The organism is Lentzea sp. HUAS12, from assembly GCF_024125735.1.
Taxonomy (GTDB): domain Bacteria; phylum Actinomycetota; class Actinomycetes; order Mycobacteriales; family Pseudonocardiaceae; genus Lentzea; species Lentzea albida.
This window is the reverse complement of sequence record NZ_CP099738.1, coordinates 7,229,120-7,245,673: the sequence shown is the minus strand read 5'-3', so window position 1 is coordinate 7,245,673 and position 16,554 is coordinate 7,229,120. Positions and strand designations below refer to the sequence as shown.

Below are 16,554 nucleotides of genomic sequence, written 5' to 3'. Positions count from 1 at the left end.
ACCATGCTTCGCTCGAAGGTGGCATCAAGGAGTCAAACAGCTCGAACAGGGGTTACTGTCCACCCTGTCGGGGGACGGATGCTTGACGAGGAACTACCGCGCCCTACCCGGCGCACCAGAACGCCCTAATGAGAACGTGGAGACTGCGCGCGGACCATGACTGCGAACGCTGTGCTGAGCCCCATCCCAACCCCGCCACACCGAGAGCCCCCGCCCGGCGTCACCGCGATGGTGCGCATGATCCGGGAGAGCTTCGCGGTGGTGGAACCGCACGCCGAAGAAGTGGCGAAGTTCTTCTACGGCATGCTCTTCTCGCTCTCGCCCGCCACACGCGAGATGTTCCCCGCGAACATGGAGGTGCAACGCAGCCGCCTGCTGCGCGCCCTCGTGCACGTGGTGCAGATGGTCGACCGCCCGGACGACCTCATCCCCTTCCTGCGTCAGCTGGGTCGTGACCACCGCAAGTTCGGTGTCATCAACGTCCACTACGAGGCGGTGGGGACGGCACTGCTGTCCGCGGTGAAGAAGTTCTCCGGCGCCGCCTGGACGCCCAAGGTCGAGATGGCGTGGGCCGAGGCCTACACCCTCATGGCCAGGGCGATGCAGGAGGCGGCCGACGCCGACAACGGGCCCGCGTACTGGCACGCGACGGTGCTGGACCACCAGCGCGTCTCGTGGGACCTCGCCGTCGTGCGGCTGCAGCCGGACCACCCGGTCAACTACAAGGCCGGCCAGTACGTCAGCGTGGAGACCCCGCAGCGCAAGCGCCTGTGGCGGTACTTCTCGCCGGCGAACGCACCGCGCGAGGACGGCGTCATCGAGTTCCACATCCGGTCCGTGGACGGCGGATGGGTGTCGCGCTCGGTGGTCGGCCACACGCAGGCCGGTGACACGTGGCGCATCGGACCGCCCATGGGACGTCTCTCGGTCGACCGCACGGCCGGGACCGACATCCTGATGGTGGCCGGTGGCACGGGTGTCGCGCCGATGCACGCGATCATCGACGAGATGGCGCAGTACGGCGAGAACCCGCGCGTGCACCTGTTCTACGGCGGCCGCACCCGCGAGGACCTCTACGACCTCGACAACCTGCAGCGCATCGCGACCACGAACCCGTGGCTCACGGTCGTGCCGGTGCTGGAGTCGGACCCCGGCGTCCGGGGTGTCGAGCAGGGCAGCCTCGCCGACGTGGTCACCCGCTACGGCGCGTGGGAGGACCGCGACGTCCTGGTCTGCGGCAGCCCGGCCATGATCAGGTCCACGGTGTCCCGCATGCTGGTCGCCGGAACGCCGCTCGACCGGATCAAGTACGACCCGTTCACCCTGGACTAAACTCGGCACGTCGAAAGCGACTGGCGTGCCGAGGGTGGAACTGACCACCGGGAAGCGACGGCCGAGCGCACCGAACGCCTGGGTGCCCGGCACGGAGTGATGCCGTGCTGCGCGAAGTCGATCCCGAGATCGCCACCCTCATCCAGGCCGAGGAACGCCGTCAGGCCAGCAAGCTGCGCATGATCGCGTCCGAGAACGACGTCTCGCCCGCCGTGCTCGAGGCAACAGGCTCGGTGCTGACGAACAAGTACTCCGAGGGCTACCCCGGAAAGCGCTACTACGAGGGCCAGCAGGTCATCGACCAGGTCGAGCTGCTGGCGCAGGACCGCGCGAAAGCGCTCTTCGGCGTCGACCACGCGAACGTCCAGCCGTACTCGGGCTCCCCGGCGAACCTCGCCGTCTACCTGGCGTTCCTGCAGCCGGGCGACACCGTGATGGGCATGTCGCTGCCGATGGGCGGCCACCTCACGCACGGCTGGAGCGTCTCCGCCACCGGCAAGTGGTTCCGCAGCGTCCAGTACGAGGTCCGCAAGGAGACCGGCCGCGTCGACATGGACGAGGTCCGCACGCTCGCCCAGGTCGAGCGCCCGAAGGTGATCTTCTGCGGTGGCACGGCGATCCCGCGCACCATCGACTTCCCCGCGTTCGCCGACATCGCGAACGAGGTCGGCGCGCTCCTGGTCGCCGACATCGCGCACATCGCGGGCCTGGTCGCGGGCGGTGCGCACCCGTCGCCGGTCGGGCACGCGCCGGTGATCACCACGACCACGCACAAGACGCTCCGGGGCCCGCGCGGCGCCATGATCCTCACCGACGCCGCCCACGCGAAGGCGATCGACCGCGCCGTCTTCCCCGGTCTGCAGGGCGGTCCGCACAACCACACGACCGCCGCGATCGCGGTGGCGCTCAAGGAAGCGGCCACGCCGGAGTTCCGCGAGTACGCGCACACGATCGTCGCGAACGCGCAGGCGCTCGCGGAGGCGTTGCTCGAACGCGGCTTCGACCTGGTCTCCGGCGGCACGGACAACCACCTGGTGCTGATCGACCTGACGTCGAAGCTGATCGGCGGCAAGCCGGCCGCGCAGGCGCTCGACCGGGCGGGCATCGAGCTGAACTACAACGCCGTCCCGTTCGACACGCGCAAGCCGTTCGACCCGTCCGGCATCCGGCTCGGCACGCCGGGCGTCACCACCCGCGGCCTCAAGCCCGCGCAGATGCCGTTGATCGCGGACTGGATGGACCGCGCGATCACCGCGCACGACGACGACCAGGCGCTGGACCGCATCGCCGCCGAGGTCGAGGAGCTACTCGGCTCGCTGTAGGGAGGCCGCGGCCTCCCGCACGTCACGGAGCGTCCGGCGGGCGATCTCGCCGAAGTCCCCGCCGGCCTCCAGCCAGTGCCCGTACCCGCGGTCGAACGCCAGCACGCCCAGCTCGGCGGCCACGGCCGCCTCCAGTTCCGGCACCCCGCGCCGCTTCAGCGCGTCCGTCATCGCGACGGCGAACCCGACCATCTTCAAGGCGGCCCGTTCGCGCAGCTCGTCGTTGCCCTCGATCACCGCCAGCCGCTGCGGCCCGTGCGCCCGGCGCTCGTCCGTGAACGTCCTCGCCGTCGCCACCAAGGCCGCCTCGACCGCCACCAGCGGCCCCGCCCCGGCAGGAGTACCGGCGATCGCGCCGCTCATCAGCTCGGCCAGCACCTCCTGACCGCCGAACAGCACCTCCCGCTTGTCGCGGAAGTGCCGGAAGAACGTGCTCTTCGTGAGCCCCGCGCGCTCGGCGATCTGCGCCACCGCCGTGTTCTCGTACCCCTGCTCGCTGAACAGGTCGAGCGCGGCGCGCACCAACCGCTCCCGCGCGTCCGGTTCCCATCGAGCCATGCGCCCATCATAAGTGACGAGACTAAGTCCCATCACTCTGCTACGGTTGATGAGACCAAGTCCCATCACTTCGAAGGACAGGCACATGAAGGTCTTCGTCACGGGTGCCAGCGGCCACGTCGGTTCAGCGCTGGTGCCGGAACTGCTGGGGGCAGGGCACGAGGTCGTCGGGCTGGCCCGCTCGGACGCGTCCGCCGCCAAGCTCGAGGCCCAGGGCGTCACCGTCCAGCGCGGTGACCTCGACGACCTCGACGGGCTGCGCAAGGGCGCCGCCGAGGCGGACGCCGTGATCCACCTGGCGTTCAAGCACGAGCAGATGTACGCGGGCGACTACCAGGGCGCCTCGGACGCCGACCTCGCCGTGGTCCGCGCGTTCCTCGACGAACTGGCGGGCACCGGCAAGGCGCTGGTCGGCACGGCGGGCACGCTGGTCTACTCCGGCCTCGGCCGCACGGCCACCGAGGAGGAGCGGATCTCCAGCGAGGGTCCGCGGGGCGCCGCGCGCAACGCGATCATCGACGCGCAGGGCGTCCGCGGTTCGGTCGTCGTGCTGCCGCCGACCGTCCACAGTGAACTGGACACGGCCGGCTTCATCCCGATCCTGATCAGAACCGCCCGCGCCACCGGCGTTTCCGGCTACCCCGGCGACGGCTCGAACCGCTGGTCCGCCGGGCACACGCGGGACGCGGCACGGCTCTACCGGCTCGCGGCCGAGAAGGCGCCGGCGGGCTCGGTGCTGCACGGGGTGGACGAGGAGGCCATCACCATGAGGGAGATCGCCGAGGTCATCGGCCGGAAGCTGGGCGTGCCGGTCGAGGGCATCCCGGAGGAACGGGCGCAGGAGCACTTCGGCCCGCTCGCGTTCATGGTCTCGCGGGACGCGCCGACCTCGGCCGAGCGCACGAAGTCGTTGCTGGGCTGGGAACCGCAGGAACCCGGCCTCCTGGAAGACCTGGAAGCCGGGTTCTACTTCGACGAGAGGTGAGCTTCGAGTTCCGCGTGCGCGTCGGAGAGCACGCCACCGGGATCGGGCTCGCTCAGTGCCGCTCGTTCCAGCACGGCCAGCGTTTCCGGCGTGCGGCTCCACTCGGTGAGCGGTCCGTCCTTCGGACCCTCGCGCACGAGTCCGGCCAACGCGATCGGCGTGGCGAGGAAGTACTCGCGCAGGGCCGCCTGTTCGCGCGGGTCGCCCTTCTCGTACGCCTCGGCGACGAGCCGGAGCCAGAAGAAGTCCGCCTCCAGCTCACCGAGTGCGATCAGCTCCACCACGCGCGGGAGCAGGTAGCGCACGAAGTTCTCGTCGCCGATCGTCCCCGATTTCAGCCAGAACTTCCCGACCTGTTCGGAAGTCAAGTGGCGCAACGGAACCGTGGTGAACGGCGCGACGTTCGCCGCGTCCACGCAGTGGTCGCAGAACTCGACCACGCGCGGACGCGGCGTCGCGAAGACCTCGTACAGGCGCTCGATCACTTGCGGGGCTTCGGCTTCCACACGACGAGCGCGGTCTCCTGCCGGATCGGCACGAGGTCGCGCCGGTAGGAGGCGTGCACGGCGGCGGCCGTGGAGTCGGCTGCCGCCAACGCCTGCGCGAGCTCCTGCTGGAGCTCGGCCACGCGGGAGCGCAGGGCGTCGACCTGGTTCTCCAGGTCGATGATCCGCTTGATGCCGGCGAGGTTGACGCCCTCGTCCTGCGAGAGGCGCTGGACCTCGCGCAGCAGCACGATGTCGCGCATCGAGTAGCGGCGGCCGCCACCGGACGTGCGGCCCGGCGACACCAGGCCCATCCGGTCGTAGGACCGCAGGGTCTGGGCGTGCAGGCCCGACAGCTGGGCCGCCACCGAGATCACGAAGAACGGCGTGTCTTCATCAGTCCCGGGAGGGAACGGAAAACCCACCGAACTCACCGCCCTTCAAGGAGTGCGTTCAGGTCACCGCGCGGGTCGTGGTCGGTCGTCACGTCGGCGTACGCCTGGAGGGCCTTGCGGGCCTCCGACGACAGGTTGTTCGGCACGGCGACCTCCAGGGTGATCAGGAGATCGCCCGCGGTCCCGTCCCGCTTCGTGATCCCCTTGCCCCGCGCCCGCAGCACCCGCCCGGAGGACGTGCCCGCAGGCACCTTCAAGGTCACCTTGCCGTCGAGCGTCGGCACGGTCAACGTCGTTCCGAGCGCGAGCTCGGGGAAGGTCATCGGCGCGGTCAGCGTCAGGTCGTTGCCCTGACGGCCGAACACGCTGTGCGGGTTGACGTGCACGCGCACGAACAGATCGCCGTTCGGACCACCGTTGCGCCCCGGTTCGCCTTGTCCCGCAAGGCGGATGCGCTGGCCGTCGTCGACACCCGACGGGATCCGCACGGTCAGCGTGCGGGTGCGGGTGCTGACGCCGTCGCCACCGCACTCGGGGCACGGGTCGTCGATGATCTTGCCCGTGCCACGGCAGTCGCGGCACGGCTCGCTGAACGCGAACGCGCCCTGCGAGCGCGTGACCAGGCCGGAGCCCGAACACGTCGCGCAGGTGTGCGGCGTGGTGCCGGGCTTGGCACCGGAGCCGTTGCAGGTCGTGCAGGCGGCGGGCGACGACAGGCGCAACGGCACCGTCGCCCCCTGCACCGCCTCGGTGAAGTCGATGCGGACGTCGGTCTCGACGTCCTCACCACGACGCGGCCTCGTGGCCGAACCCGGCGACGCGCCACCGCGCCGGTTGAACAGGCCGCCGAGCAGGTCGCCCAGGCCTCCGCCACCGGTGCCCTGCGCGGCACGGCCGAACAGGTCGTTGACGTCGAAGCCGCCGGAGCCGAAGCCACCGGAGCCCGGGAAACCGCCGCCGCCCGCGAACAGGCGGCGGGCCTCGTCGTACTGCTTGCGCTTGGCCGGGTCCGACAGGACGCCGTAAGCCTCGGAGACCGCCTTGAAGCGGGCCTCGGCCTTGGCGTCACCGGGGTTCGCGTCGGGGTGCAGCTCGCGGGCGAGCTTGCGGTACGACTTCTTGATCTCGTCCGCGGTCGCCTCTGAGGAGACGCCCAGCTCGCGGTAGAAGTCCTTTTCGATCCAGTCCCTCTGACTCACCGGACGTCTCCTCCTTTCCCTGTGCCGTGACCGGCAGCCTTGCCTCGTGTTTCGGTGTTCAGACGGGTGCGTCGCGGTGCCGGCCCCGCGTCCTCGTCCTGGTTCGGCCGTGGACGTGGGGCCGGTGCCGCGAGGCGCCCTGCTGGGCGCCGGAAGACGCGGCGGCGGTTGCCGGTCGTGGCACTAGGCGTCTTCGGCCGGGGCTGCTGCGGCGGGCTCGTGGTCGGTCACCGCGACGAGCGCGGGCCGGACGAGCTTCTCGCCGAACGTGTAGCCGCGGCGCAGGACGGCGGTCACGGTCGGTCCGTCGACGTCCGGGGACGTGCTGTGCTGCACGGCCTCGTGCACCGACGGGTCGAACGCCTCGCCCTCGTGCGCGAACGGCTCCAGGCCCGACTTCTGCAACGTGGAGACGAGCTTGTCCGCGACCGCCTTGAACGCACCGGTCAGGTCGCCGTGGGCGGCGGCCCGCTCGATGTCGTCCAGCACCGAGAGGAGCTCGGAGGCGACGGACGCCTTCGCGTTGGTGATCACCGCTTCGCGGTCGCGTTCCACCCGCTTGCGGTAGTTCGCGTACTCGGCGGTGAGCCGCTGCAGGTCGGCGGTGCGCTCGTCGAGCTGGGTCTTCAGCTCGGCGGCCACCTCGTCCACGACCTCGGCGACCAGGGGCTCTTCGGAAACCGGAGCAGCGCCTTCCTCGGGTGCCGCGTGGGCCGGCGGCCGGACCTCGCCCGTTTCGGGGTCGATCCGGCGCCGGTCGTTCACGACGACCTGAGGCTGCTCCTCGTCAGGGGCGGCATGCCTCGGTTCGGTCACTTCTTCTCGTCCTCGTCCACGATCTCGGCGTCGACGACGTCGTCGTCCTTCTTCGCACCGGCACCCGCACCCGCGGCACCCGGAGCCTCAGCACCGGGGGCCTCGGCGCCGGCGGCACCGGGGGCGTTGGCGTAGATCGCCTGGCCGATGGCCTGCGACTCGGTCGCGAGCTTCTCCACCGCGGCCTTGATGGCGGCGATGTCGGTGCCCTTGAGCGCCTCGTTCGCCTCGGTGATCGCGGCGTTGACCTTGTCCTTGATCTCGGCCGGGAGCTTGTCGTCGTTCTCCTTGACGACCTTCTCCGTCTGGTAGACGAGCGTCTCGGCCTGGTTGCGGACCTCGGCCTCCTCGCGGCGGCGCTTGTCCTCCTCCGCGTGGGCCTCGGCGTCCTTCACCATGCGGTCGATGTCGTCCTTCGGCAGCGCGGAGCCACCGGTGATCGTCATCGACTGCTCCTTGCCGGTGCCCAGGTCCTTCGCCGACACGTGGACGATGCCGTTCGCGTCGATGTCGAAGGTGACCTCGATCTGCGGCACGCCACGCGGGGCGGGCGGCAGGCCGGTCAGCTCGAACATGCCGAGCTTCTTGTTGTGGGCCGCGATCTCGCGCTCGCCCTGGAAGACCTGGATCTGCACGGACGGCTGGTTGTCGTCGGCCGTCGTGAAGGTCTCGGAGCGCTTCGTCGGGATCGTGGTGTTGCGCTCGATCAGCTTGGTCATGATGCCGCCCTTGGTCTCGATGCCGAGGGACAGCGGGGTGACGTCGAGCAGCAGGACGTCCTTGACCTCGCCCTTGAGGACACCGGCCTGCAGGGCGGCGCCGACGGCGACGACCTCGTCCGGGTTCACGCCCTTGTTGGGCTCGCGGCCGCCGGTCAGCTCCTTGACGAGCTCCGCGACGGCGGGCATGCGGGTCGAGCCACCGACGAGCACGACGTGGTCGATGTCGCCGACGGAGACGCCGGCGTCCTTGATCACGTTGTTGAACGGCGCGCGGGTGCGCTCGAGCAGGTCGGACGTGATGCGCTGGAACTCGGCGCGCGACAGCGTCTCGTCGAGGAACAGCGGGTTCTTGTCCGCGTCGACCGTGATGTACGGCAGGTTGATCGACGCCTGCGACGAGCTGGACAGCTCGATCTTGGCCTTCTCAGCGGCCTCGCGGATCCGCTGCAGGGCCATCTTGTCCTTGGTCAGGTCGATGCCGTTGGCCTGCTTGAAGCGCTCGACCAGCCAGTCGACGACGCGCTGGTCCCAGTCGTCGCCACCGAGGTGGTTGTCACCGGAGGTCGCGCGGACCTCGACCACGCCGTCGCCGAGCTCGAGCAGCGAGACGTCGAACGTGCCGCCACCGAGGTCGAAGACCAGGATGGTCTGCTCCTTCTCGCCCTTGTCGAGGCCGTACGCCAGAGCGGCGGAGGTCGGCTCGTTGACGATGCGGAGCACGTTGAGACCCGCGATCTGGCCGGCCTCCTTGGTGGCCTGGCGCTGCGCGTCCTCGAAGTAGGCGGGGACGGTGATGACCGCGTCGGTGATCTCTTCGCCCAGGTACGCCTCGGCGTCGCGCTTGAGCTTCATCAGCACACGCGCGCTGATCTCCTGCGAGGTGTACTTCTTGCCGTCGATCTCGTCGGTCTGCCAGGTCGTGCCGACGTGGCGCTTGACCGAGCGGATCGTGCGGTCGACGTTGGTGACGGCCTGGTTCTTCGCGGGCTGACCCACGAGGACCTCGCCGTTCTTGGCGAACGCGACGATGGACGGGGTCGTCCTCGAGCCCTCCGAGTTGGCGATGACCGTCGGCTCACCGCCCTCGAGAACGGCGACGACGGAGTTGGTCGTCCCCAAGTCGATGCCGACTGCACGCGCCATTGGAGTTCCTTCCGCTAGTACTTGTTGAGCGTTGCTGGCTCAAGTTTGCCATCTCACCCAAACTTGAGCCTACCCGACTCAAGCTTTCTGACTGGCTCAACGGCCGGGAAGGTCCCGTTGTTCCCTCAGAACGCACCGAGGGCCACCCCTTGTGGAGTGGCCCTCGACACAATCCCCTGGTCTAGATGCCCACGACCCGGACGTCCCCCGACCCGGTGTCGAGCCGCAGCTCGGTCTTCCCCGACGGATCGGTCGGCACGTTGATCCGCCGGTCACCGCTGCCCGACTGCCCGAGGACCTTGAACGGACCGCCCGGCACCCGCAGGAGGATGTCGCCGGATCCGGAGTTCGCCCGCACCGGCCGCTCCGAGAGCAGCGTCAGGGCGATGTTGCCCGAGGAGGCGTCGGCCGTGACGTCGTTCTCCATCGCGGTGCCGTTGATGTCACCGGAGTGGGTGAGGAGCGTCGCCTTGCCCTTGATCGCGTCGAGCGTGATGTTGCCCGAGGAGACCTCCACGATCAGGCTCCCGCCGACCCCCGCGGCGTCGACGTCGCCCGATCCCGAGCTGACCCGGACGTCCCCCCGGACGTCCTGGATCTTGAGGTTGCCGGACCCCGTCCGGTAGTCGACCCCGGCCACGCCGTCGAAGATGCCGTCGCCGGACCCCGTCGAGCCCTGCACGGTGATCTTCTCGTCCGGGACCAGGACCTCGTAGTTGATCTCGCAGTCCCGGCCGCACCCGTCGAGCACCAGCGTGTCGCCCTCGACCCGGTGCGCGACGCCCGACGGCTTGGTGTTCTTCGTGTGCTCGACCCGGCGGTGGATCTTCGCCTCGGTCAGCCCCTGCTGGTACCGGATCGTCACGTCGCCGGCGTCGTCGTCGCTGCGGACCTTGACCGACGTGAACTTCTCCGCGACCACGTGGTCGTCGGAGAACTCGTACTTCACGATGCGGATGCCACAGCCGGTCGACACCATGAGCACCGCCCCCGCAACCAACGCCACCAGCGCCGTCCTCATCATGACCTCAAAAGTAGAGGCGGCGGGGCTCGGCGACACGGCTGCACGCCCCCGGAGCAGGGGTGGGGTTCTCCCTACCCTCAGGCCAGTTCCTCCAGCACCGCGCGCAACGCGGGGGCCGTGCGGGCCGGGTCGTTCAGGAAGCGGGTCGACGCCAGCACGTGCGCGGGCGCGATGCGTTCCCACAGCAGGCCGTCGACCGGCACCTCGGCGATGTGCAGCTCCACGCTCTGCGCCCACCGGCCGATGCGCGACTCGATGCCGCGCAGCACGTCGCCGATCGGCAGCGCGGCAGGGCTCTGCACGCGGTGCAGCTGCTCGATGCCGGGCTTCAGCGCGAGCACGGCGGCCCGGCTGGCGGGCCTGGTCAGCAACGCCGTGGCGTCCTCGGGGGCCGGGGGTTCGGCGCCGCGCGTGCACGCGTCCAGCGCGTCCGCCCACCAGCCCGGCCACTCGGCGGTCACGGCGGCGCGGTCGGTGCCGAGCGGCACCTGCACCGGCAGCGACGGCTCCAGGCCCGGCACGTGCGGTTCGACGTCGACCGACAACGCCAGCGAGTCGCGCACGTACAGCGCGGCGAGCAGCCCCAGGCTCACCCCGTGGCTGATGCCGGACACCTCTCGCGCGAACTTCATGGCCTCATTCTTCCCGCGGGGCGGCCGTGAGTTCGTCGCGACCGCGGATCAAGAAGGACACGATTGGCTCCAGCTCGGCCTCGTTCGGGGCGACGTCGGCGATCAGCCCCTGGATGAGCAGCCCGTCGATCGCCGCGAGGAACGCCCGGAACCCGGTGGGGTCGGCGGGCCTCGCGAGCTCCGCGACCAGGTCGAGCCACCGGCGCGCGGCGGGCTTGAGCTCGGGACGGCGGCCCGCCAGCAGGTACAGCTCGTACTCGGCGAGCGTGCGGCCGCGGTGCTCGTCGACGGCCCGTGCGAGGCACTGGGCGATCTCCCGCGCGCTGCCGGTCGCGACGACGTGCAGCATCTCGTCGCACAGTTCCTCGGCGGACCACAGCAGCGTGGCGATCAGCAGGTCGTCGAGCGTCGCGTAGTAGTAGGTGGGCGCCGTTGTCGGCACGCCGGCCTCACGGGCGACGCTGCGGTGGGTCACGCCGGTGACGCCGTCGCGTTCGATCACCCGCAGGGTGGCCTCGACGATGGCGCGCCGCTTCTTCTCGCCGCGCGCCTTGCGGCCGTCGACCTTCTGGAACTCCACTACCGCGGTCAGTGCGTCCTCCCGAGTTCGAGCGTCACCACGCCTCCGATGATCAGGGCCAGCCCGACGACCATCGTGGGGTTGAGCGTTTCGCCGAGGAACTTCCAGCCGATGACGGCGACGGCAGCGACACCGATGGCAGACCATACGGCGTACGCGACACCCACGGGCATACCCAACTTCAACGCGCGCGAAAGTGCGGTGAAGGCGATGGCGTAGCCGACGACGACCACCACGGACGGCCAGAGCCTGCTGAAGCCCTCGGACAGTTTCAACGACACGGTGGCGGCGATCTCTCCCACGATCGCCGCAGCGAGGTACAGGTACAGCACGGCGACCTCCGGGGTCTCAGACCAACTACCTGAACAAGTGTTCCATAAGTTTTTGATCAACTTCTGGCTACTTGACCGGTACGTGACGAGACACCGGCCACGTCCAAGTGGTTACTGATCAGTAACGTGGCCTAGACTCCCGCCATGACCCTCCAGCTGGTTCTCGGACTCGTCGCCGTGGCGGTGAGCGTCGTCGCCTGGGGCGTGTTCGTCGCCGGGGTGCTGAAGCAGATCAAGATCATCCGGCTCGGCCAGCCGGACGGCACCCGCTTCGGGCCGTTCGTGCCGCGCATGAAGACGATGATCGTCGAGTTCGTCGCGCACACCAGAATGGCGAAGTTCCGCTCGGTCGCCCCCTGGCACTGGATGGTGATGTGGGGCTTCCTCATCGGCTCCGCGGTGCTGTTCGAGGCGTACGGCGAGGTGTTCGACCCGCACTTCCACTGGCCGATCATCGGCACCTGGTCGGTCTGGCTGCTGCTGGTCGAGCTGCTGGGCCTCGGCACCGTCGTCGGCGGTGTGGCCCTGGCGGTCATCCGCCAGCGCAACCACCCGCGGCGCGCCGACAGGGTCTCCCGCTTCCAGGGCTCCGACTTCAAGTCCGCGTACTTCGTCGAGGCCGTCGTCATCATCGAGGGCATCGGCATCCTGATGGTGAAGGCGTTCAAGCAGTCGAGCGGTCTCGAGTCCGCGCCGCTGTGGACGTCGTTCGTCACGCAGCCGCTCGCGCAGATCCTGCCCGCCGCACCGATCTGGGTGTCGGTGATGGCGCTGGTCAAGCTGCTGAGCGGCATGATCTGGCTGGTCGTCGTCGGCCGGAACCTCACGATGGGCGTCGCCTGGCACCGCTTCTCGGCGTTCTTCAACATCTACTTCAAGCGCGAGGACGACGGCGGCGTCGCCCTGGGTGCGCTGAAGCCGATGATGTCCGGCGGCAAGGTCCTCGACCTCGAAGAGGCCGACCCGGACAAGGACGTGTTCGGCGTCGGCAAGGTCGAGGACTTCAGCTGGAAGGGCTGGCTCGACTTCTCCACCTGCACCGAGTGCGGCCGCTGCCAGTCGCAGTGCCCCGCCTGGAACACCGGCAAGCCGTTGTCGCCCAAGCTGGTGATCACGCAGCTGCGCGACCACGCCTACGCCAAGGCGCCGTACCTGCTGGCCGGCGGCTCGCGCGACATGGCCGGTGACGAGGTCGGCCTGACCGAGGACAAGTACGAGGACTACAAGAAGCGCCTCGAGTCCATCGACGTGCTGGCGATGGCCGAGTCCGAGCGCCCGCTGGTCGGCGGCCCGGACGAGCTGGGCGTCATCGACCCCGAGGTGCTGTGGTCGTGCACGACCTGCGGCGCGTGCGTCGAGCAGTGCCCGGTCGACATCGAGCACGTCGACCACATCGTCGACATGCGCCGCTACCAGGTGCTGATCGAGTCGAACTTCCCGACCGAGCTCGGCGGGATGTTCAAGAACCTGGAGAACAAGGGCAACCCGTGGGGCCAGAACGCCAAGGACCGCCTGGCGTGGACCGAGGGCCTCGACTTCGAGGTGCCGGTGTTCGACGGCGAGCTGGGCGACGCGGAGTACCTGTTCTGGGTCGGCTGCGCCGGTGCGTTCGAGGACCGCGCGAAGAAGACCACGCGCGCCGTCGCCGAGCTGCTGCACACCGCGGACGTCAAGTACACCGTGCTCGGCCCGGAGGAGACCTGCACCGGTGACCCGGCCCGCCGCGCCGGCAACGAGTTCCTGTTCCAGATGCTCGCGCAGCAGAACGTCGAGGTGCTCAACTCGGTGTTCGAGGACCGGCCCGCCGGTCAGCGCAAGATCGTCGTGACGTGTGCGCACTGCTTCAACACGCTGGCCAACGAGTACCCGTCGGTCGGCGGCACGTACGAGGTCGTGCACCACACGCAGCTGCTCAACAAGCTGGTGCGCGAACGCCGCCTGGTGCCGGTCGCGCCGGTCACCGAGGACGTCACGTACCACGACCCGTGCTACCTGGGCCGCCACAACAAGGTCTACGAGGCACCGCGTGAGCTGATCGGGGCGTCCGGCGCGAAGCTGCGCGAGATGCCGCGGCACGAAGAGCGCTCCATGTGCTGTGGTGCCGGTGGCGCCCGCATGTGGATGGAGGAGCGGATCGGCAAGCGCATCAACCTCGACCGCGTGGACGAGGCGCTGGGCACCGCACCGTCGAAGATCGCGACCGGCTGCCCGTTCTGCCGCGTGATGCTGACCGACGGCGTGACCGCGCGGCAGTCCGACGGCCAGGCAGGTGCGCACGTCGAGGTGGTGGACGTGGCGCAGATGCTGCTGGAGTCCGTCCGCCGCGGCACGGAGAAGAAGGACACGCCGACCGACGAGGTCCCGACCGGCACGCCGCTGCCGGACGAGGACAAGGCGAAGGCGTAGCCGCAGCAAGCGAAAAGGCCCTCGGTCCGTTGTGGACCGAGGGCCTTTCCCGTTGGTACGACTAGTCGTTGTCGGTGATCTTGTCGTAGACCACGTTCAGCACCCAGCCGGTCAGGGCGACGATGATCGCGCCCCAGAACGCGGGCCAGAAGCCGTCGACGCGGAACGGCAGGTCGAGCTGCTCGGCCAGCCACCCGGTGAGCATGAACAGCAGCGCGTTCACGACGAGCCCGATCAGGCCGAGCGTGAGCAGGTAGAACAGGCAGCCGAAGAACTTCACCAGCGGCTTCACGATCGCGTTGACCAGGCCGAAGATCACGGCGACACCGATCAGCGTGAGGATCCTCGAGCCGGTGGAGCCCTCGCCCAGGTCGATGCCGGGGAGGGCGGTCGACACCCAGACCGCCACGGCGGTCAGCAGCACTTGCACCAAGATGCCCATGCCGCAGCCTAGCCGTGGCGGGTCCTAAGTGGTCAGGACCGGCGGCGGCGCGCCACGAGGAACGCCGAGGCACCGACCGCCAGCAGCACCGCGCCCAGCGCCAGGGGACCGAACACCGACGCGCCCGTGGACGCGAGGCCGGACCCGTTGCCCGCCTTGGCCACGGCCGGAGCGGTCGTGGTCGGCGCGGCGCTCTGCGACGGCGAGGCCGACGTCGTCGGAGCGGTGGTGCCCTTCTCGACGACCTTGACCGCGATCGGCGGCAGCAGGATGTTGTTCTTGCGGTCGACGTCCTGCAGGTTGCCGAAGTTGAAGCGCACGATCGGCTGCACCTTGTCGAACGTGAGGTCGTTCAACTCGACCTTGAGCACGACGTCCGCCTGCTCGCCCGGCAGGATCTTCGCGACGGTCTCGAACTCGTCGTCCTGGCCGTTGATCAGCTTGATGTTGTCGCTGTGCGACACCAGCTTCGCGACGAACTCGGCCATGACCACGGACGGGACGACCGGCACGTTGCCCTTGTTCGCGAGCGTCAGCTTGACGTCGACCTGCTCGCCGAGGACGTAGGAGTCCTTGGCGGGCACGACGGACGCGGCCAGCGCGATGTCGGCCCTGGCCTCGACGTACCGCACGTCGGCCCGGACCTCGCGGTTGTCGGCGCCGACGAGGGCGGTCGTGCCCGAGACCCAGTCGACGTCCGCGGCCGTCCTCGGCTTCGCGAGCGCCAGGCCGTCCTTCGTGAGGTCCGGCGCGGTGAGCGTGAGGGCACCGAACGGGAGGTCGAGCTGGTAGGCGCCGTCCGGGCCGGCCTGGGCCTCGCCGCTGAACTGCGCGCCGGAGTGGACCTGGCCGGTCACCTTCACCTTGCCGCCGTGGGTCTTCTCCTCGGCCTGCTTCACACCGTCGCCGTTGGTGTCGACGAAGGTCACGCCGTTGAGGAAGTAGCCGCGCAGCGGGTAGTCGGCGTCGGTCCTGGACTCGGACGCGTCGTGTCCGAGCCTGGTGCTGGAGTAGTCCTTCTCCAGGCTGCTGGTGACGTACTTCGGGCCCTTGGGCAGCACGGCGCGGTAGCGGCCGTCCGGACCGGTCGGGAAGGTGCCGACCAGCTCGTTGGTGCCCTGGACCCGGATCTGGACGCCCGGCCCGCCGGCTCGGACGTTCTCCCCGGCGGTGAAGGCGTTGTCGCCGTTCCGGTCGATGTAGAACAGACCCTCGACGGTGATCGTCTCGCCCTGCGCGGCGGCGGACACGGCCGCCGAAGGCAGGACGAAGGCAGCCGTCATCGCGACGGCGAAGAACTTCTTCACTGATCCCCCAGTGTTCGATTGCTCCATTTAGGACATCGGGCACCGGGGGTCCGGCGTTGCGTGATCCGGGCCACTCATTCCGACAGCGGGTAGCCACCCATCTCGCACCCCTCCCTCTCGCGCTCATTAGCACGATATCGGATAGTACGAGATCGTAGCAATTACTCCTCGGCGTCGAGTGCGAGCCGCGTGCGGCGGTGCGCGGGCCCCAGTTCGCCGGACAGCACCTCCATCACCTGACGCAGCAGGTCGCGGAGGTTCTCGAGGTCGGCGCCGGGCAGCGCGGTGAAGAGGTCGCGCTCCCGTTCCGCCTGGCCCGCGACGATCCGCAGGAAGATCTCGCGGCCGGCGTCGGTCAGCGTGGCGGGCAGCGACCGGCGGTCGCTCGGGTCGAGCTCGCGGACCACTAGCCCCGCCTTCTCCAGCCGGTCGAGCCGGCTCGTGATCGTGGTGGCCGGGCTCAGCGTGCCGTTCGCGAGCTGCTTGGGCGTGAGCCGGTGCGGCGGCCCGATCCAGAAGAGGCGGGCGAGGATCTCGTAGTCGGCGCGGTTGAGCCCGTGCGGCGCGGCGATCTCCGTCGCCAGGAAGTCGAGGTACTTGCTGATCTGGTGCACCCGGTCGACCACGCCCTCGACCACCGGATCGATCTCCGGAACCGCGGCCCGCCACGACTCGACCTCGGCATCGGTGTCGTCCGCACCCCGTTCGCCCATCTCACGATGGTAGTTGCGCCCCACATGCGGAACGGCCCGCGTCTCTCCCGGACGCGGGCCGTTCCGTCTTACCCCCTGGTGATCAGCGTCCCCCCGGTGCGGATCCCAGCCTTAAGACACCCCAGACCCGGCGGATGTTGCCCCGGCCGCCGAATGTCACT

17 protein-coding genes and 1 riboswitch are annotated in these 16,554 nt (G+C 69.5%); of the genes, 4 read left to right on the top strand and 13 right to left on the bottom strand.

Annotated elements, in window-relative coordinates:
* Nucleotides 1-228: 228 nt before the first annotated feature.
* Nucleotides 229-1,332, top strand: coding sequence for an FAD-binding oxidoreductase (locus ND450_RS33545; RefSeq protein ID WP_089918571.1), 1,104 nt, complete (start codon nucleotides 229-231; stop codon nucleotides 1,330-1,332).
* Nucleotides 1,333-1,338: 6 nt separating this feature from the next.
* Nucleotides 1,339-1,423: riboswitch (ZMP/ZTP riboswitch) on the top strand.
* A gap of 13 nt (nucleotides 1,424-1,436) precedes the next feature.
* Nucleotides 1,437-2,654 (top strand): serine hydroxymethyltransferase, encoded by a 1,218-nt coding sequence (gene glyA / locus ND450_RS33540; RefSeq protein WP_253322334.1) that lies wholly within the window; start codon nucleotides 1,437-1,439, stop codon nucleotides 2,652-2,654.
* Here the strand turns inward: glyA and ND450_RS33535 are convergent.
* A complete protein-coding gene (locus ND450_RS33535; protein WP_253322333.1) occupies nucleotides 2,637-3,212 on the bottom strand; it encodes a TetR/AcrR family transcriptional regulator in 576 nt (191 codons plus the stop codon). The two genes, glyA and ND450_RS33535, sit on opposite strands and share 18 nt — an antisense overlap.
* 85 nt (nucleotides 3,213-3,297) lie before the next feature.
* Between ND450_RS33535 and ND450_RS33530 the strand changes: the two genes are divergently transcribed.
* On the top strand, nucleotides 3,298-4,197 hold the full coding sequence (locus ND450_RS33530) for an SDR family oxidoreductase (RefSeq protein WP_253322332.1): 900 nt from the start codon (nucleotides 3,298-3,300) through the stop codon (nucleotides 4,195-4,197).
* Here ND450_RS33530 and ND450_RS33525 read toward each other — a convergent pair.
* From ND450_RS33525 to ND450_RS33485, 9 genes are all read right to left on the bottom strand, one after another.
* The gene (locus ND450_RS33525) at nucleotides 4,179-4,682 is read right to left on the bottom strand and encodes a hypothetical protein (protein WP_253322331.1); all 504 of its coding nucleotides are present in this window, start codon (nucleotides 4,680-4,682) and stop codon (nucleotides 4,179-4,181) included. The two genes, ND450_RS33530 and ND450_RS33525, sit on opposite strands and share 19 nt — an antisense overlap.
* Nucleotides 4,679-5,107: a heat shock protein transcriptional repressor HspR gene (locus ND450_RS33520; protein WP_089919078.1), complete on the bottom strand. Its 429-nt coding sequence runs from the start codon at nucleotides 5,105-5,107 to the stop codon at nucleotides 4,679-4,681. The genes ND450_RS33525 and ND450_RS33520 overlap by 4 nt, the downstream gene beginning before the upstream one ends.
* A gap of 5 nt (nucleotides 5,108-5,112) precedes the next feature.
* On the bottom strand, nucleotides 5,113-6,276 hold the full coding sequence (gene dnaJ, locus ND450_RS33515) for a molecular chaperone DnaJ (RefSeq protein ID WP_089918563.1): 1,164 nt from the start codon (nucleotides 6,274-6,276) through the stop codon (nucleotides 5,113-5,115).
* Nucleotides 6,277-6,459: 183 nt separating this feature from the next.
* On the bottom strand, nucleotides 6,460-7,092 hold the full coding sequence (grpE, locus tag ND450_RS33510) for a nucleotide exchange factor GrpE (protein WP_089918561.1): 633 nt from the start codon (nucleotides 7,090-7,092) through the stop codon (nucleotides 6,460-6,462).
* On the bottom strand, nucleotides 7,089-8,957 hold the full coding sequence (gene dnaK / locus ND450_RS33505) for a molecular chaperone DnaK (protein ID WP_253322330.1): 1,869 nt from the start codon (nucleotides 8,955-8,957) through the stop codon (nucleotides 7,089-7,091). Before dnaK ends, grpE begins: the two co-directional genes overlap by 4 nt.
* Before the next feature lie 181 nt (nucleotides 8,958-9,138).
* A complete protein-coding gene (locus ND450_RS33500; RefSeq protein ID WP_253322329.1) occupies nucleotides 9,139-9,981 on the bottom strand; it encodes a DUF4097 family beta strand repeat-containing protein in 843 nt (280 codons plus the stop codon).
* A 77-nt stretch (nucleotides 9,982-10,058) separates the two neighbouring features.
* Nucleotides 10,059-10,613, bottom strand: a complete 555-nt coding sequence (locus tag ND450_RS33495; protein WP_253322328.1) for a hypothetical protein — start codon at nucleotides 10,611-10,613, stop codon at nucleotides 10,059-10,061.
* 4 nt (nucleotides 10,614-10,617) lie between these two features.
* Nucleotides 10,618-11,193, bottom strand: coding sequence for a TetR/AcrR family transcriptional regulator (locus tag ND450_RS33490; protein ID WP_253322327.1), 576 nt, complete (start codon nucleotides 11,191-11,193; stop codon nucleotides 10,618-10,620).
* 8 nt (nucleotides 11,194-11,201) lie between these two features.
* Nucleotides 11,202-11,525: a multidrug efflux SMR transporter gene (locus ND450_RS33485; protein ID WP_089918551.1), complete on the bottom strand. Its 324-nt coding sequence runs from the start codon at nucleotides 11,523-11,525 to the stop codon at nucleotides 11,202-11,204.
* A 144-nt stretch (nucleotides 11,526-11,669) separates the two neighbouring features.
* Between ND450_RS33485 and ND450_RS33480 the strand changes: the two genes are divergently transcribed.
* Nucleotides 11,670-13,931, top strand: a complete 2,262-nt coding sequence (locus ND450_RS33480) for a (Fe-S)-binding protein (RefSeq protein WP_253322326.1) — start codon at nucleotides 11,670-11,672, stop codon at nucleotides 13,929-13,931.
* 61 nt (nucleotides 13,932-13,992) lie between these two features.
* On the opposite strand, the gene ND450_RS33475 is transcribed toward ND450_RS33480, so the two are convergent.
* The 3 genes from ND450_RS33475 to ND450_RS33465 all read right to left on the bottom strand — a co-directional run bounded on the left by ND450_RS33475 (nucleotide 13,993) and on the right by ND450_RS33465 (nucleotide 16,393).
* Nucleotides 13,993-14,373: a phage holin family protein gene (locus ND450_RS33475; protein WP_253322325.1), complete on the bottom strand. Its 381-nt coding sequence runs from the start codon at nucleotides 14,371-14,373 to the stop codon at nucleotides 13,993-13,995.
* A gap of 32 nt (nucleotides 14,374-14,405) precedes the next feature.
* Nucleotides 14,406-15,680, bottom strand: a complete 1,275-nt coding sequence (locus ND450_RS33470) for a hypothetical protein (protein ID WP_253322324.1) — start codon at nucleotides 15,678-15,680, stop codon at nucleotides 14,406-14,408.
* 161 nt (nucleotides 15,681-15,841) lie between these two features.
* On the bottom strand, nucleotides 15,842-16,393 hold the full coding sequence (locus tag ND450_RS33465) for a MarR family winged helix-turn-helix transcriptional regulator (RefSeq protein WP_253322323.1): 552 nt from the start codon (nucleotides 16,391-16,393) through the stop codon (nucleotides 15,842-15,844).
* Between the last annotated feature and the right edge of the window lie 161 nt (nucleotides 16,394-16,554).